We start from the raw sequence: 17,507 nt of genomic DNA, 5'->3' as shown, positions 1-17,507 counted from the left end.
CCGTTATGCGGTTTCCTGCTCCTGCTCCTCCCGGATTTTCTCGACAATGGCTGTGGTTGAGCAGTTGTCCAGAAAAGCCAGAACCTTCACTTCGCCACCGTATTCATGAACGATGGGGGCGCCCACTACCTGATCCAGGCTGTAATCTCCGCCTTTCACCAGAACATCCGGCTTGATCTGCCGCAGCAGGTTTTCCGGGGTATCTTCATCAAAACTGACTACCCAGTCCACCGCTTCCAGCCCGGCAAGCACTGCCATTCGACGATCCACCGGGTTGATGGGGCGACCTTCGCCTTTGAGCCGGGTGACGGAATCATCGCCATTAATAGCCAGTATCAGGCGGTCTCCCTGCTGGCGGGCCTGCTCCAGATAACCCACATGCCCGGCATGAAGAATGTCAAAGCAGCCGTTGGTGAAGACTATTTTTTCACCGTGGGCGCGAGCATCTTCAATGGCAATCAGTAACTGTTCAGCGGTGACAGCCCCCCTTTCCACTCCAAGTTCGCGGTGCACTTCCCTTCGGAGTTCCGGCATGGAGATGCTGGCCGTACCCAGTTTACCCACCACAATACCTGCAGCAATGTTGGCCAGTGCTGCGGCCTGGGGCATTTCAGAACCCGCGGCCAGGGCAGCTGCCAGTACCGAAATAACCGTGTCTCCGGCACCAGTGACGTCAAATACTTCACGGGCACGGGCAGGCAGGTGGACTTCCGGCTCATCTTCCCGGATCAGAGTCATGCCATGTTCACTGCGGGTAATCAGAAGGGCTTTCAGCTCCAGATCTTTGAGCAGCTGCTGCCCCTTGCTGACCAGTTCCTGCTCGTTTTTGCACGGGCCTACCACCGTTTCAAACTCCTTAAGGTTTGGCGTAATGATGGTGGCTCCACGGTAACGGTCAAACGCAGTCCCTTTCGGATCCACGAGAACGGGGATATTGAGGGTTCTGGCCTGGCGGATCAGTTGCTGACAGCCTTTGAGTGTCCCCTTGTTGTAGTCCGAGAGGACGATGGCACCGGCATCGGTCATCAGCCTTGTGGCTTTTTCTTCAATAATGTCGGGGCTGAGGCCTTCAAACGACTCTTCGTGATCCAGCCGGATCAATTGCTGGTGTTGAGAAATGACCCGCAGTTTAGTAATGGTGGGAATGTCACTGAGTCGGGCAAAGTCACAGGCGACGCCTGCGGCTTCCATCCGGGTATGCAAAGCGTCTGCAGCCTCATCATCACCGGTGGCGCCGATCAGCCAGGCCGGGGCGCCCAGGGTGGCAATGTTCAATGCCACGTTTCCGGCCCCTCCGGGCCGATCTTCAATCTGGCCAACCTTGACCACAGGAACCGGGGCTTCCGGGGAAATCCGGGAAGTGGCTCCGTGCCAGTATCGATCCAGCATCACATCACCAATGACCAGTACTCTGGCTAGGTCAAAACGGGGAAGCGTCAGTTTCATCAAGGGGTTCCAGTCTGCTCAATTCAATCCGGTGCCTGACAGGTTTTCACGCCTGCTCAAGGATAACACCTTCGGTATTACACTCAGGGCTCAGTTCGTCCTGAAACTGCATTCTGTGCAGTTTGGCATAATGCTCGCCCCGGGCGAGCAGCTCATCATGACTGCCCTGTTCAATAATGCGACCATGGTCCATCACCAGAATACAATCGGCATTTTCAATGGTGGACAGTCGATGGGCAATGACCAGGGTGGTCCGGTTTTTCATGATATCATCCAGGGCTGCCTGGATGTGTCGTTCCGATTCGGTGTCCAGGGCGGAAGTGGCTTCATCCAGAATCAGAATAGGGGCATCTTTCAGCACGGCCCTGGCGATGGCCAGGCGCTGCCGCTGGCCACCGGACAACAGTACCCCGTCTTCACCTACCAGGGTATGCATGCCATCGGGCATGTCTTTGATAAACTCGTTGGCGTAGGCGGCCTCTGCAGCCAGCCGGATATCCTCTTCGTCAGCCGTCTCTCCCAGAACACCATAAGCAATATTACGGGCAATGGTGTCATTAAACAGGGTTATGTTCTGGCTGACCAGGGCAATATGGCTGCGCAGGTTCTTTAGCTCGTACTCTGTCAGGGGAATGCCATCAATCAGAATCTCCCCCTGGCTATGGTTGTAAAAACGGGGCAGCAAATTAGCCAGAGTCGTCTTTCCGGAACCGGACCGGCCTACCAGAGCGTAGGTTTCCCCCGGTGCCATGGTGAAGCTGATCTCCTGCAGGGCCGGTTGTTCGGCTTGATCATAGGTAAAGCCTACCTGGCGGAATTCAACCTGACCTTCGACCCGCTCACTTTGATAATGGCCTTCATTAGGCTCCGGCACTTCATCCACCATTTCAAAGATGGTTTCTGCGGCGGCAATGCCTTTCTGGATATTGGCATTCACTTCGCTGAGTTGCCGGATGGGTTTTGGCATCAGGGCCGCAGCGGTCACATAGCCCACCAGAGAGGCGGTGGAAGCGTCACCCTTGATCCACAGTACCATAAACAGCAGCACGGCCAGGGCAATGGAGACCAGAAACTGCAGCAGAGGTGTGTTGATCGCAGCAGCCCGTTCCATAGCCAGGTTCTGGGCGGTGTTTCTGGCACTGGCGGATGTAAAACGCTTGTTTTCATAGGCTTCTCCACCGAAGCCACGAACTTCACGGTAGCCGTTGATGGTTTCAGAAGTCACATGGGTGAGATCGCCCATGGAAAACTGGATATTCTGGCTGATTTTCCGGAACCGCTTGCTGGCCACTGACACCACAAAGGCGATGACCGGAGCCACTCCCATAAAGATCAGGGTCAGTTTCCAGTTGGTGTAAATCAGGAAACTCAGCAGGAACAGAATGGTCAGCCCCTCCCGAACCGCAACCCGGATGGCTTCTGAGGCGGCGGACGTCACCAGGCTGACGTTGTAGGTGATCCTGGCGATCAGGTGGCCGGAGTTGTTGTTGTCAAAAAAGACATTGGGAAGGGTTACCATCCTCTCAAACATCAGTGTTCGCAGATCATGGATGACGGATGTGGACACTTTGGCTATATAGTAGTTACCCAGATAGGAGCCAATGCCCCGGACGATGGCAATCAACACCATCAGGGAAGGAATCAGCCACAGGTCTGAAATACCGGCATCACTGAGCCAGGAAGTGTGCTGGAGCAGCCCTACAGGCTGACCTTCCAGGGCCTGGACGAAGTACTCCAGCAGCTTGGCAAAGGCGGGCTGGGTGAGTGCGAAAATAGCCAGCCCGAAAAGGCTCAGGGCAAAGTAGCCGCTGTAGGGTTTCACGTAACTGAGCAGGCGAAGATAAATCTGTAAACTGCCGTCGCTGGATGGTTCTGACATGATTAAGGAGAAGTGTCTGTACGTTTAATGAAGCGAAGTCTGCTAGGCGGCCATGCACATGCGATCACTAACGGGCAGGCTATACAGTCCGCTTTGGGTTACAGAGCTTATCCCGGGTATCAACAGGGCACTGAATGAACCTTGAAAGGCCTAGGTTTCCTGTGGCCACTTACCGGAAAAAGGTCAAAGGACGCATTCTAGCATAGTGTGGCGGTCAAGAGCATTTTCAAAGTTTGATAGTCCTTCCTGGGTTTACCGGGGAACGGGCATTGTCATGGTTCTTTGTTTTCTTCAGTGATATCAGGCTGTTTAAGAGTGAAGGTATCGTCTATTCATCATGATCCTCGTTTTCTGTGTCCTGGTGTTCTCTAAGGAAGGGTGACTCCTCAGTGGTATCTTCATCATCATTTCCTTTCTGTGTAAAGGAGGGCTGCATAAGTGGGCTTGCCTCATCGGTATTGTCGCCACCTTCCAGGCTCTCTGTCTCAGAGGAGGCCCTTAACCCCTCCTTAATTGCCTGTAAATCACTAGGCGATAAAAACCTTCCATCTTCCCGGACTCGTATTTCTACCTTCCGGACGAGATCAGCGCAATTGGCATAACCGTTGTTATTTGAAGAAGTACCCTGAGCCTCGATCAAGTCTCCATCATCGGTGCTCTCGACACTTGCACCAAATGAGGTCATATCAATACATACATTTTGAGCTGTTTCTGAGTTTACAATGGTTGCTAACGGTTGCATCTCAATGCAATCGCCATTCATTTGAAAACTTGTTTGGTCTTCAGGTAGAAGGGGTTGGTGGTTGTCATCGAGCAGATCCTGCCATTCGGTCAATTTGTCGGAACTTGGATCGTCTTCCATAGTTGAGTAACTTCCACGAGGCTTGAAGTACTTGAAAATTTTCCATCCGGCTAGAACTAATCCAGCGGTAATAACAGGGGGAAGCCCCACTGATACTCCCCATTTAAGCTGTCTTGTAGAGAAATCCTGGGGGGTAACCTGAACAGTAATGGAGGTGCTGGAACAGTGATTAAACTGATTACACACTTGCATGTGTGCAGGGAAGTCGATTGAAAGCTGCCAGCCCCCGCTATGGCTGAGTGACACCCCGCAGTTCGGGCTGTACAAAATCTGGTTATTTTCCCAGTAAAAAGGGCAGTTTGAGTGCTCCTGCCAGCGCACTGAGGTTGTGAGGTGAGAGAGGTCTTCAATATTAGCCATATTGGCGTCTATGACCATGAGCTGACCCACCAGGAAATGGTGTCCACTGGCATCCCGCTCATCGTAATCAAACTGATAACCGGGCTGCCCAAAGCGAGGCGCCGATGAAAAATGTACGATAAGCACCACTCCTGTCGTAGCGCCTATGACAACAATGCGCCGGCCGTTTTCCGGATCGATGGCAATGCCAGTTAGGCCCGGTGACCTGCCCTTATGTTTGATCAGCAGAGCCTTGAGGTGTTGCCATTTTGAAAGGTGGCTGTTCCAGACGAATGAATGAACATGCTGGTTTGAGGAAACGTAGACACAGGGAACCTCGTCATTCACGGGAATGGCACTGACCACACTGTGTACACCGTCAAAGCTGTCAGCCTCCTGGAGGTTTTCGTCCGTAAAAGTGGCTGACGGTTGCCATTGTCCACTGGAAGCATTCTTCTGGTAAAACAATACGCTGTTGGTTTCATGGGCAACCACAACCAGAAACTGGCCATCTGGGGTAAATGCCATGCCAGTGATGCGTCTCAGACTTTCGGTAGTGTGTGAAGAGTCCACAGCTTCAGGTGAAGACCATTGGCCCCATTCTCTGTTAAGCTCGCTGTCAAGATGATTGAGGTTGAATTCAAGCTTATAGACCGTGCTGAATGTTCGGTAATGGTCTGATTCATCACGCTTGTTAAGAGCAAGGTAAAAAGCACTGGAGGATTGAGCGGCAATGATAATGGCTACATCCGGGTCCTTGCCGGCCGGTATCTTGGGGGAGTTCCAGTACTGCCAGTTGTCGTTAACCTTGATGTAAGCGGTGAGCTCAGAAGAGTCTCGGCTACTGACTAAAAGCACTTGACCACTGTGATCGTAACAGGCTCGATAAGGGTTTTTGAAGGAGTTGGGGATATCGGTGTTTTCCCGGGTCAGAGATTGAGTAAATATTAAAGAGCTTCTTTTATGCCTGGTGCCGCTTGCGTCGGCATCTTGAGAGCCTTCCGCCTCCTGGGAACCGATGGCTGGAAACAGTAAGGCAATGGAGTCTGAATGTTCTCCAGGAATAGCCAGTTCCTGTGTGACCGGGTTTATCGCCAGTTCCCGCGAACCTCTCTGAAGAGAATGGTTGCCCAGGGGAATCGGAAAGGGTTCCATAAATTCCAGGGTTTCCTGATTGACTGAAAACAGGCTGGTCAGTTTTGGGTCTGAGATAAGGATATGTCCTTTATGGAAGCAAACACTGAACGGTTGTGGTACAACGCTGGGGTCTGTGTACTCTAGAGCAATTGAGTCAACCAGCACCAACTCACCGGCGACCTCTTCCGCCTGGGTATTGGCCAGGCTCATATCCGGTTTTACGTAGAGCAGACATAAGATAAGGAACGAGCAGAAATAAGCGCTGTTTTTTATTGCGTGGGCTTTTCTCACAACAGCACCTCCCGGTTTCGTTTAACGAACATTGAATGCTTCATCCCGGTAGCGAAGAAAAGGTTCAATGAAAAACTCCAACGCTCTTCGTGTTCCGGTTTTCACTTCAGCGCTGACCACCATTCCCGCCTGAAGCGGTTGATTTTTCCCATTAATTAGAACACTTTGGCGGTCAATATGAATATAAGTTGGGTAAACCAGGCCCTGTTCCGGTATAACCACTGCATCTCTGGCAATACTCTGTACAACGCCACCAAGATAGCCATAAAACGTATAAGGGAAAGACTCAATTTTAATATCCACGGGCATGCCTTTCTGAATAAAGCCAATGTCTTTGTTTAAAACCATCGCTTCGACCTGAAGCTCTGCTTCATCTGGGACAATAGTCATCAGTGATTTAGCCGGTTCAACCACCGCTCCTCTGGAGTGAATTTCCAGATGATGAACGGTGCCACTGACGGGAGCGGAGATATCACTTTGGCTGTTTCGCTCGCGGGCTTTTCGAAGTGCCTGTCTTAACTCTTCCAGTTTATCATTAAACTCATTGATCTGTTGCATTCTTGATTGCTGAAAATTAAAGCTCTGTTTACTTCTTTCACTAATTGCTGACGCCAGTGCTGCTTTTGCTTCCTGCAGCCGGTGTTTCTCAACCATTAATTGCTGATAGGCGGATACCTGTTTTTCACGGGCAGACAGCCATTCTGTTTTTGAGGCGTGGGACTTTTCATATAAGGCCTTGATGTTTCTTTCCTGTTCTTCATAAAGGGGCAGCAAAACATGGTACCGTTCGATTTCTGACTGGATTGCTTCAATGGTCGCCTGTCGCTGGTTTACAGCATCCGCCATGGCGTTGTCACTGCTTGAAAAGAAAGCATAGTCAAAATCCAGCAATTGTTGCTGCGTTGTCCATTGCTCTTCTGTGGGAGGAGAAGACAGCAGTGACGGTTTATCCGAAAACCATGCCTTAAGGTTTGGGTGGGTCGGTTGCTCATTGAGAATGGTGGCCAGAAGACAGCGGATTCGGCCTTCATTCAACTGGAGGTAAAGCTGGTTTGATTCAAGGGCATGGACATCGGCCATGGATTCAATCCGGTTGAGCCTGACCAGTACCTGGCCTGCGCTTACCCGGTCGCCTTCTTTGACCAGAATGTTTTCTACACGGCCGGCGATCAGTGACTGAATGATTTTGACCTGCCCCACCGGAATGATTTTACCTTCAGCGACCGCCTCGGTATCCAGAACGCCAAACCAGCTGATCAGGAGGGAGAGGGTAAGCACCATGCAGATAATCAACATCAGTGCTCTGCTGAACTGGGAAGGAGGGGACTCCAGGGCTTCCAGGGCTGCGGGCAGAAATTCGGTTTCCTCCCGGTTTCGTTTGAGAGGCGGGTGCTCTTTTTCCCGGGCCAGTGTTGATTTGACCAGCTGCCAGTAACGCCGAATGTCATCAATCATGACGCTCCCCTGACTGGAAGTTCCATAATGAGGCGTATTGTCCCTGCTGAGCCAGAAGCTCCCGGTGACTGCCATCTTCAAGGATTTGACCCTTATCGACCAGAAGAATCCGGTCACAGGCGCTGATGGTGGACAGCCGGTGCGCAATAACAATGACAGTGCGGGATTGGGCGATGTCTTTCATATTCTCCTGGATGACTCGTTCGGACTCATAATCCAGGGCTGAAGTGGCTTCATCAAAAATCACTATTTTCGGATTGTTGACCAGAGCGCGGGCAATGGCCAGCCTTTGCAATTGACCACCGGAGAGGCCCACTCCCCGCTCTCCCAGTTCTGTGTGATAACCCTGGGGCAGCTGGCAGATGAACTCATGGGCGCCGGCCAGCTCTGCGGCATGAATGACACTCTCCATATCGGTGGCAGGAACACCCAGGGCGATATTATCTCTGATGGATCCTGTGAACAGCACGTTGTCCTGCAACACGATACCGATTTGTCGACGGAGCCATGCGGGGTTGAGTAAGGCAGTGTTGTGGCCATCAATGAATATTTTTCCGGACTCGGGTATATACAGGCGTTGAATCAGTTTACTGATGGTTGACTTGCCCGAGCCTGAGCGTCCGGCAATACCCACCAGCTGGCCTGCCGGGATATTCAGGGTGAGGTGCTTCAGAACTTCAGAGCCTGAGGGCGTGTATCGAAATACGACATTATCAAGGTGAATGCTGCCCTTGATATCCGGCATTGCCGGTTGCTGAAGATTGACTTCGGATTCCGGAGGCGTATTGATAACATCACCCAGGCGGTCCATTGAAATGCGAAACTGCTGAAAATCCTGCCACAGCTGGGCCAGGCGCAGAATAGGGCCTGCAATCTGTCCTGAAAGCATATTGAAGGCAATCAGCTCACCCACGGTCATGACACTGTGAATGACTTCAATTGAACCTTGCCACATCAGCAGTGCTGTAACGACTTTGCTGACCAGCTGAACCGACTGACTGCCGTATGTGCCCAGCATGACTGCCCTGAAAGAGGCGCGGGCATAGCCGGCCAGTTGCTCTTCCCAGCGTTCTCTCATCTGGGGCTCTACCGCCATGGCTTTCAGGGTTTCGATACCGGTCAGGGACTCTGTCAGGAAGGCCTGGTTGATGGCACTGCGATGGAATCGTTCTTCGGTTCTCTTTCTCAGTTCCGGGGTAATCCAGATTGAAATAATGACATAAAAGGGAATGGAGCCGACCACAATCCAGGCCAGCTTCCAGGAATAAAAAAACATAACGGCAATGAAAATAAGACTGAAAAAGAGATCCATAACCAGTGTCAACGCACTGCCGGTAAGAAAGTCACGAATATTCTCAAGCTCTCTGACCCTTGCCACCACCTGGCCTACCGGACGACTGTGAAAAAAAAGAATGGGGAGGCTGAGCAGGTGTCTGAAAAGCTGGGTTCCCAGCTCAATATCCACCCGGTTGGTGGTATGGGTGAATACATAGGTGCGAAGGCTTCCCAGAACGACTTCGAAGGTTGAAATGCACAGCAGAGCGATGACCAGGACATTCAGGGTCATCTCAGCCCGGTGCACCAGCACTTTATCCATAACAACCTGAAAGATCAGGGGAACGCAAAGTGCAAACAGCTGTAAAAAAAAAGAGGCAATCAAAATGTCCCTGAACAGCTTTCGGTATTTGACGATGACCGGAACAAACCAGCTGAGGTCAAAGTGGTTGAGGGTGTCCGGCAGTCTGTTTCTACGGGTGATCAGCACCGAATGCCCCTGCCATTCCATAAGTAAGTCTTCCAGAGGTATGGATGTGGGAGGCATACCCGCCATCTGAATCAGTGCGTTGTCCCCCTGGATGGCGGCAATAATAAAAAATGTGCCCTCTGTGTTGATGGCGATCAGTGGCAGGGGGTACTTGCTGATTCTGGAGGGTTTTATCCTTTTTTCTCTGGCTTTCAGGCCTGTTTTTCTGGCGGCACGAACCATTGATAATGGTGTCAGGTCACCACCATCGGGGCAGAATTCGTGCTGTATGGCCTGCATATCCACCGGTTTTTTCAAGTACTGAAACATCAGGGAAAGACAGAAAACACCCGAGTGGTGTATCGCGCTTCCTTTTTCTTCCATAGTATTAAGCTCAATAAAATTTTATTGTTTAACCTGTTGTGTGATCAGTGTCTTGGTCAGTTATAAGAAAACCGGGTGGTTTCAGTTATTCAAAATAACGATTCTGGATAAACGACTGATGCTATCAGTAATTTCAAACAAATTTAGACTAAAATCAGAAGGTTTGTTATTTACTCATGCTTTTCTTGTTTTCCAGGTGTAAACAGAAACCTCATTAATGTGCTGCCCTCATTGTTTATCAGAGGTCAGGCGTTTTTGAAGTCGGGCATGGGGAGGGTTACCTATGGAAAAATGGACGTAATCAGGAAAATGATGCTGAACGAATAGCTCCGATTAATAAAGGATGAAAGTACCAAAACTGTTGATGCTTTGATTCTGGAATCGAGCCTCCTATACGCCTTTTTCATATCTGCATGACTTAATGCCAAGAAACTGTTTTTTAACTCAAGGGACTTAACAATGGTTCATTCAAACGGCAAGCTGTCCCGTCCGGTTGAGCCGGATTATAAAGCGTTTCTGGCGCTTTCCGAGCAATACCTGACCGCCAGTGATCGTGAGACCCCCTTCTATTCAGAGTTGTTGAGTCGTTACAGAAGCTATCAGGCTCTGGAGGATAAACTATCCGCTTCCGGCTGGCTGGCGGTTCAGAAAATAAAAGAGGCTGCAGATCTTTATCTACAGAACGAGCCCTTTAAGAAAGTATTTGTTCAGAAAGTACTTCAGCCCCTGGACCGTTTCCTGGATGCCAGTCAGCAGAGAGTACCGGCAAAGCTCCATTTTCTTTTATTGCAACCGCCCAGTGATATTGAGCTTGATTACCTTAAGGCCTGGGTGAGGGTCAACACCCATGTGGAAGTCATCCTATGGGTGGACAGCCGGGCAACCCTGGCCAGCATTCTTGATCAACGGATCAAAGACTGGGCCTCTGAGGGGCTTGAGCAGGCCCAGGGCATAGAATCGTTTTCCATTGAGCTGAGTCGCAAAGTACTTCTGAAGCAGAGAGAAGCGAAGGAACAGATTCTGAACGATTTCCGGGCCGGTCACTCTCTGGACGGTGCGATCCGGAAATTTCTTATTCATCAGATGGGCGTTCATGATGAAGCGTTGGCAAAGGATGAGGCGGAGCGACAGGGAAAGATCCGTGATGCGGAACGTCAGATATATCGTCTCAGGGATGAGCAGAACCTGGGTGATAAGTTCCAGGTGTGGGATGCCCAGGAGATAAACGCTCTCTGGACGGATACAACGCCTCTGACCTCCACGTATTTTAACGAGCTGTTGGCCGGGAATATGGCCGGTGCAGAAAATCTGGCCCGTTATCAGGTGTTGTATAAATTTGGAGGTATTGTTATCCGGCCTGACAGCCTTCCCGGTGTCGACCCAGGCTGGCTGCCAGGGTCGGATTTGGCTGACCTGCCCCCGGAACTGTTGGAGGGAGGAGTTGTCCAGGCTGTGATGGAAAGCCGGCCGGATGAGTTCAGCCATCGCAGGGAAAAGCTTGGACAACCCTTTCAAGGGGGTTACCTCGATTTTCTGAATCAGCTGGAATTACTGAAGCCGGGCACTCGACAGCGGTTGTTGAGAGCTGCTCGTGAAGTGTCCCGGCCATTTCTTCCCATTGATCAGCCTCTCAGGGTGATTCCCGGCTCTGTTCTTGTGTCCCAGTCAAGAGGGCAGGTCTCAGACAGCATTATGGCTGCTGCTCCGGGCGCTCTGGTCACAGGGCAGGTGTTGAAACGGATAGAGGAGGCTTATCAGTTTCTGGAGAGCGCTGACGTTGAGAGTGTTTACGATCAGCATCAGGCCGCTGAACTGTCCTATCGATTAATGGCGGAAGCCAGGGATATGGGGTTTCCCGTGTACCTGAGCCGGGCTGCATATTATCGTCTGGATCTGGTTCGTGGTGGAGATAACCTGAACCCTGTGCTCAATGGTGCAGAGGTGCTCAGGCAGGCCATTGCCGATGTCATTCAGTCTGTGGAAAGACGCAGAGTTGCACCGGAGTCACACCCACTGGGGCAGCAAGTGGCCCGCTGGGTTACCCTGGCGACAGAAGAACACCTGGCACTTCCCGTTGAGAAGGGGCGCAGGTACTGGGGGGGGGGCACTGCTTCTGGTAAAGAACATCACTCCCAGCACATTTTGCCGATGGGAGCAGGCAGGGACATTCAGGCGGTCAGTGAGTTTCTGCATAAGAGGTACTCCGGAGAGTCCACACCTTATAAGCCCGTTCGCCAGGGTGAGACCACCGCATTTAACCCCTTTGGAGAAAAGGTTCCTTCCGGTCAACTGGAGCTGGTAGGACGGTTATCCAGCGATGGTTATTTTTCTGGCTGGTCTAAGGAGAATCTGGCCCGCTGGCTGGCCAGTGGGTGGGTGGATGGCAAACAGTTGAAGGTGGTGGTGCACTGCCTGGCAGATCGAGCGGTAACCGCGGGACAGATTTCCGGTTTCTTTCAGAGTGTTTTAACGGCGCTTTCCCATAGAAGGAATGCCAATAGCGCGGGGAAGGCCGATAGCAGTAAGGATCTGAAATCACTCAAGGTCGAGGTGGGGTTGACCCAGGTTGATGATCTCGGGCAGTCCTGGGTGGCGTCAGTCAGTACTTCCGGTCATCTTACCTGGCGTAAGGGGGATGAACGACACTGGCATTTTAACAAAGAGCCTTCGGGTCAATGGTCTGTCCAGGCTTCCGACAGAGAGATCGACAATCCGGGCGTTTTTTTAAAAAATGACCTGGCCCGGTTCATGGATTACTCGAAGGGTTATTATGGGGATGTTCTGAGGCAGCAGGGCTATACGAAGGAAGAAGGCCTTTTTTATCAGCAAAGCTGGAAAACCGGCCGGTTCAGGATTCAACTGTTGCTGGATGAACTTCACTTTGATGACAGCCAGCAGCCCGACTATTTTTTTTCACCCGGTCAGATTCGGGAGATAAGAGCCTGCATAGAAAGCGCCTTTTCCCTGCTGTCGGCCTATGCCGATTTGCCGCAGGACATGCCAGAGGACTTCACCCTTCTGGTATCACTGCGCTCCTGGGTAAACAGTGGCCTGTACTTTACCGGTGAGGGGATCACCCTGATTCTGGACGGCAGCTTTCTGGACAGTGATGTCCCCCCCTTCAGTGCCGCCAGTCTGGCAGACCAGGTGACGGAAAGTGAACGATCCGTTGCTATTCTGCTTCATTACCTGTCCATGGTTGTTTATGAGCGCCGTCAACCAAAGGTATTCTGGCAGGAGTTCAGTGCTTTTCACGGTGATGCGGTGGGGTGTGATGGCCTCCAGAGGTTATCGTCTGCGCCGGAGGGGATCAGGGAGGATCAGGCGGTTTGTCCGCTGGCGATTACTTCTCAAATCAGTTTTGTGGCTGAATCTCTGGCTGGCGTCATTCACGGAGAGGTATTACACCCTGCTTCGGCAGCATCGCTACAGGCTTATCTGAATGGGGAAGCTGGAGCTGCTTTATTCTCCACAGTGCCTCCGGTGACAGCCGGACCCACAGTTACAGCCGGACCCACAGTTATAGCTGGACCTTCAGTGACAACTGAACCCACAGTTACAACTGAACCCACAGTTACAACTGAACCCACAGTTACAACTGAACCCACAGTTACAACTGAATCCACAGTTACAACTGAATCCACAGTTACAACTGAATCCACAGTTACAACTGAATCCACGGCGACAACCGAGCCAACAGCAGTACCAGAGTCGACCACAGTAGAAGCAGACAACCTTAAATCTGAAGCCTATCGGCAGTCACTGTATTATGGCTGGCGACAGCGGCTGCAAAGTATTAAGACCACGATCAGGCAACAGCAGGAGCTGGCCTGGCTGAAAAACACCCTGGAAGAGGCGGAAGGTTGGGATAACCGGGGAACGATTCAGGTGCTTGCCAGTGAAGAAGACGGCAATGAGCGCTTTTTTCAGCTGACCAGCACCCGTCGTTTCACTTTGCTTCAGGACTATGACTCGGGAGCCATTCTTGAGTTTGTTGAACATGATCCCCGCCTGGCGAGCCTTAAAGCCCCGGACAAATCTGCCCGCCGGAATGGAGGGCGAAAGCGCCGTTCTCCTGAGACAGATGACACATCCCGTATGTCTCTTGAACAATGGGCTGGGGAACTGGTCCGTGGAGACGAAGCCCTGGAAACTTCCGGCCTACCGAAGGCGGTATGGGAGGATTTGAAACGGATAGCCCGCGAGAACCAGGCCCTGATTGCTTTTCGCCCTGTTAACCTGGATGCGACGGATCTTCTGGATTATGGCCTGGGGCCGGGTATTCGTATTGCCACCAAAGGATTGGATATCAAGGGAAAGAGCGCAGACTGGGGGTTGCAGGCAGGGTTGATTGCCTATGATGCCGCGCTGTCCAAAGTGTTTGGAAAAGACGGACTGGAGCACCGGGCAGACATTGAAAGTGGCAACCGGCAAAATGCCCATTCAGCGACGTTACCCGGTTTGGCTGCGGTGCCTTTGAAAATGGATATGGAGGCAATACAGCGGCGGTTTAAACAGGGTAAGCTGGAGACGTTGACGGTGGTCAGTGACCATGAATGGGTTGCCAGCATTACTCGTTCCATTGAATCCCCCGGAACAGCCAATGGCGGGGGAGTACGGACACCGGGAAAAAGGCCGGTTGTGTTTGAATATCGGTTGCTTCGACAGCCGGATGGTCTGTGGGGGGTTGAATACAAAAGTGCTGACTATGGGCGGGAATATCCAGAGTACAACGACTTTCGTCCTTTGAAGGTGATGGCTGAGCTGGATGAGGATGGCACCCCAAGATTGTTGACAGCTGATGCTGATCTCTTTGCTCTGTTTAAGCGGATGGACAGCGTTTCAACAGGGCCAGACGAGAAATTTCGCGAAAGGGTGGGGAGGGCGGCTCTTGCTTCAGAGGGAAGCCTTAAGCCTGGCCAATCACGAAGTGAACTGGTCAGGGCTCGCTGGCAGTCCGCGTTTCAGAGGGTCAAGCAGGGGCTGGGCCAACGGGAAAGACGACGGTTTGACCCCAAAAAGGGAGTCCTTATCCACTTTCAGGAAAACATCATTAATCAGATCAATGAAGCAGCGGATAGCAGGGGGCTGCCAAAAATCTGCCATCACGGAACTGAGCAGGACAATACCAAATACCCTGAGAAAGATTCAAAAATTTTATTCATCGACCCGGATGGGAACGCCTTTCAAACGAAGCAGTTTAATCAGGTACCCAGGGTCTTCAAATATTATGAGGTAGCGGAAAACTTCCTGACCTATCGAAACCGGTCTTATAAGCCAAAGTCGGATGTGACTTTGAGGCCAGCTTCAGTAAACCGGGTGGTTGGCAGGGATGTCCGCATTACCTTTTACAGTGAGTTTGACCTGACCCCCCTGCTGGATATGGCCAGGCAGAAAGAGGCTCAGCCAGCCCCACGACCGGCAATGGCTGTAACGCCGCCAACAGTGACGGTGGGTGACGGTGCGTTGAAATACCATGCTTTTGGGGTTGGTTACCAGGTTGAGCAGGAGGGGGATGGCCGTTTGCTGACGACTCTCTATCCCCAGGGGGATGACCAGCCCCCATGGAAGCTGGTCAGGGTAGAATTTGATACCGCAGATTATGATAAAGGTGTGGAGGATGGGCAGTTATCTTCTGCACGGCTTCAGGAAGATATTGATAGGGTCAGTGGTTTTTTATTAAAAGGGGAGTTGAACGATAAAATTAAACGGTTTGCGGATTCTCTTTCCCGGGAAGCCGGTCTGGATCAAGGCAACATTCGTTTGGTTGTCCGGCCTGAGAAAACATTTGTGGAGACAAATGTACGTTTAGGCAGTGGTGATGATATTGTCATTGAGCTTGGTTCAAAAGATGTTGGCCAATTAGAGTCTGTAGCGGTTGAGAAAGCGGTTTCGCAATTATATGGTCTTGCCCTGCTCAGCTATTTTTCAGGGTTCAGTGACGAAACACTGGCAAGCTCTGTTGAGTCCATATGGGGGGTGAGTGGAGCCCGGTTAGGGGAGGTTGGTGATTATTTTGGGATGGACGAACGGTTTCAGCCTGTTCGTTTGTATGACAATAATGGCCGGGTGCTCTATCAAGATCTGGTGACTGACTTAAACCATAACTTCAAAATAGCGTCTGGTGATTTTGATAATATGGTGGATGGGTTAAAAAGTCTTCTGAAATCTGGAAGGCTCAATGAAGCCGTTAACAGGGTCCGTGATAACTGGGGGAATTATAAACGACCTGAAATGTTACTGTTTTTAGAAGCCCTTTCTATTTGTTATGTTGAACTTGAAAAAAGTGGTGATGCGAAGGATTTCAGGTTATCCATGGGGGTGGATAATATACAGTGGTTTTATGCTCACGATGAGGGTGATGAGTATCTAAACAGTATTAATGATGATGCTCTTGACGATCTGAATGTGGCTAAAGATCAGGCCGCGGAAAAACTGATGTTGATTGCGGAAAATTTGGAGTCTATTCCCCGGGATCACCTGGTTCTGTATTTGGAGGAAATGGCGTATGGTATGCCTGCTGATGAAGCAAGGAAGCTTTTTTCTGAGGTTCTTAAAAATCCTGAACGAAAAGTTGTATTAAAAGAAAAGCCGGATGTTGGTGATCAGGAAGTTGCCTCTGCATTAAGTAAGATATATGACTTTCTTAAGTTTGATGAGGCGTATATTAATCTTGTTGATGATATTGAACAACGTTTGCTTGGGGAGTTGATGGGCGACAGCTCTTTTGAATCCCTGATGAGAGGAGAGCTTTTAGGGAATGATAAAAATCTTAAAAAAGTGTTCAAAATTATAAAAGATAAATACAGCAAGGTTTTTAGTGAGGTTACCGGTCTTAAGGTGTCTCCTATCAGTCTGGAACTTAAAAAGAGCGGTGATCCCGGGGAGTATGGGCATTACAGCAAAAAAGAAAAGAAAATGGTCGTTTTCAGTGAGCCATTGCTTGAACGGAGTTCAGGCTCAAGTGTGAATAGAGGTTTTCTTAATGTCTTTGTTCATGAGATGACTCACCATATGCAAAAAGAGTTGGTGGAGCATGTCAAGAGTGAAAAGGTTGAACGGTTAAACATAAAACATGAAGCCAGAGTCTTCAGGATTAATGAAAAGCTTTATCTGGTCGGTGAGGGGGAAGACTATGCACAGTATCGAAACCAGCCGGTTGAACAGGATGCATTCAATAGAGGATACGGTGTATCTAATAAATTTTATAAGGAGGTTTTTGGGGAAAGTCCACGCTCATCGGTTTCGTATTATGCTGAAGACAGGCAGTCCGGTACCTGGGTAGCGATTCAGCCATTACCAGAAGAGCTGACGCTCAAGATGCGTGAACACAGAACGGCTTATGGTACTGATGCCAGCCGACGGAGGGGGATTGTCGTAAGAGACCTCAAGACTGGGGAATCGGGAGATCAGTTAAGAGACCTGCTTAAAGTTTATGATGGCAGAAAAGACCAGAGAGGCCTTCTGACCAGGGATCCAAGAAACCTTCATGAAGCTGGCAGGATTCCTGGATCCGCCATTCACGCTGGACCTGGTAGCGGAGAGGATGACAGTACTGGATTGTATTATTTCAAACGGCTGAATAGTGAAAACCGTGTGGCTGTCTGGGTATCCCAGGAATATCAACAGGCGGTCAGGGCAGCAGGAGGCAGTGTCAGGGAGGAGTTGAAGAAGCTGAATACACTGGGTAGCCGCTTTGGAAGGGTTTCAGATTCTTTTACGGACTATTCAGATCAGCTAAAGCAGCCATCAGTGACCCAGGGGCCTGGAAATCTTGGGCAACTGATTGAACGGGGGTTGATGACGGGAAGCCGCCAGGAAGGCCAGGTAAAAATTCCGGAAGGGGTGAAACAGCTCATTGTTCTCAAGCGCTTCGATCGCCTTCAACCGGGTGAAACACTGAGCCAGGCCAAAGCTTTTGATCCGGTGGCCTTGGAGGATGGCAGGGGCTCGTTCAGTGTGGTTCATGT

6 protein-coding genes (1 of these 6 running past the window's edge) are annotated in these 17,507 nt (G+C 50.8%); 1 reads left to right on the top strand and 5 read right to left on the bottom strand.

The window, feature by feature from the left end; all coding sequences use genetic code 11:
• Positions 1–3 precede the first annotated feature (3 nt).
• From hldE to ACNRUY_RS00620, 5 genes are all read right to left on the bottom strand, one after another.
• Positions 4–1,446, bottom strand: coding sequence for a bifunctional D-glycero-beta-D-manno-heptose-7-phosphate kinase/D-glycero-beta-D-manno-heptose 1-phosphate adenylyltransferase HldE (hldE, locus tag ACNRUY_RS00640; RefSeq protein ID WP_488109702.1), 1,443 nt, complete (start codon positions 1,444–1,446; stop codon positions 4–6).
• Between the two features lie 46 nt (positions 1,447–1,492).
• Positions 1,493–3,325: a lipid A export permease/ATP-binding protein MsbA gene (gene msbA, locus ACNRUY_RS00635; RefSeq protein WP_488109701.1), complete on the bottom strand. Its 1,833-nt coding sequence runs from the start codon at positions 3,323–3,325 to the stop codon at positions 1,493–1,495.
• Between the two features lie 328 nt (positions 3,326–3,653).
• Complete coding sequence (locus ACNRUY_RS00630) at positions 3,654–5,954, bottom strand: hypothetical protein (protein WP_488109700.1); 2,301 nt, start codon at positions 5,952–5,954, stop codon at positions 3,654–3,656.
• A gap of 21 nt (positions 5,955–5,975) precedes the next feature.
• A complete protein-coding gene (locus ACNRUY_RS00625) occupies positions 5,976–7,409 on the bottom strand; it encodes an HlyD family type I secretion periplasmic adaptor subunit (protein ID WP_488109699.1) in 1,434 nt (477 codons plus the stop codon).
• Entirely contained in the window at positions 7,402–9,537 is a 2,136-nt protein-coding gene (locus ACNRUY_RS00620) for a type I secretion system permease/ATPase (RefSeq protein ID WP_488109698.1), read from the bottom strand. The genes ACNRUY_RS00625 and ACNRUY_RS00620 overlap by 8 nt, the downstream gene beginning before the upstream one ends.
• A 459-nt stretch (positions 9,538–9,996) precedes the next feature.
• On the opposite strand from ACNRUY_RS00620, the gene ACNRUY_RS00615 reads away from it, so the two are divergent.
• Positions 9,997–17,507 carry the 5' portion of an alpha/beta fold hydrolase gene (locus ACNRUY_RS00615; RefSeq protein ID WP_488109697.1) on the top strand. It continues 23,245 nt past the right edge of the window, so only the first 7,511 of its 30,756 coding nucleotides appear in the window; its start codon is at positions 9,997–9,999; the stop codon falls past the right edge of the window.

Source organism: Endozoicomonas sp. Z74, from assembly GCF_057680865.1.
Note: the sequence above shows the minus strand (reverse complement) of the source record. Positions and strands in the feature narration are given on the sequence as shown.

Bases quoted from the DNA above. Each gene is read 5' to 3' on its own strand.
- hldE (WP_488109702.1), bottom strand. From the start codon at position 1,446: ATGAAACTGACGCTTCCCCGTTTTGACCTAGCCAGAGTACTGGTCATT.
- msbA (WP_488109701.1), bottom strand. From the start codon at position 3,325: ATGTCAGAACCATCCAGCGACGGCAGTTTACAGATTTATCTTCGCCTG.
- ACNRUY_RS00625 (WP_488109699.1), bottom strand. From the start codon at position 7,409: ATGATTGATGACATTCGGCGTTACTGGCAGCTGGTCAAATCAACACTG.
- ACNRUY_RS00620 (WP_488109698.1), bottom strand. From the start codon at position 9,537: ATGGAAGAAAAAGGAAGCGCGATACACCACTCGGGTGTTTTCTGTCTT.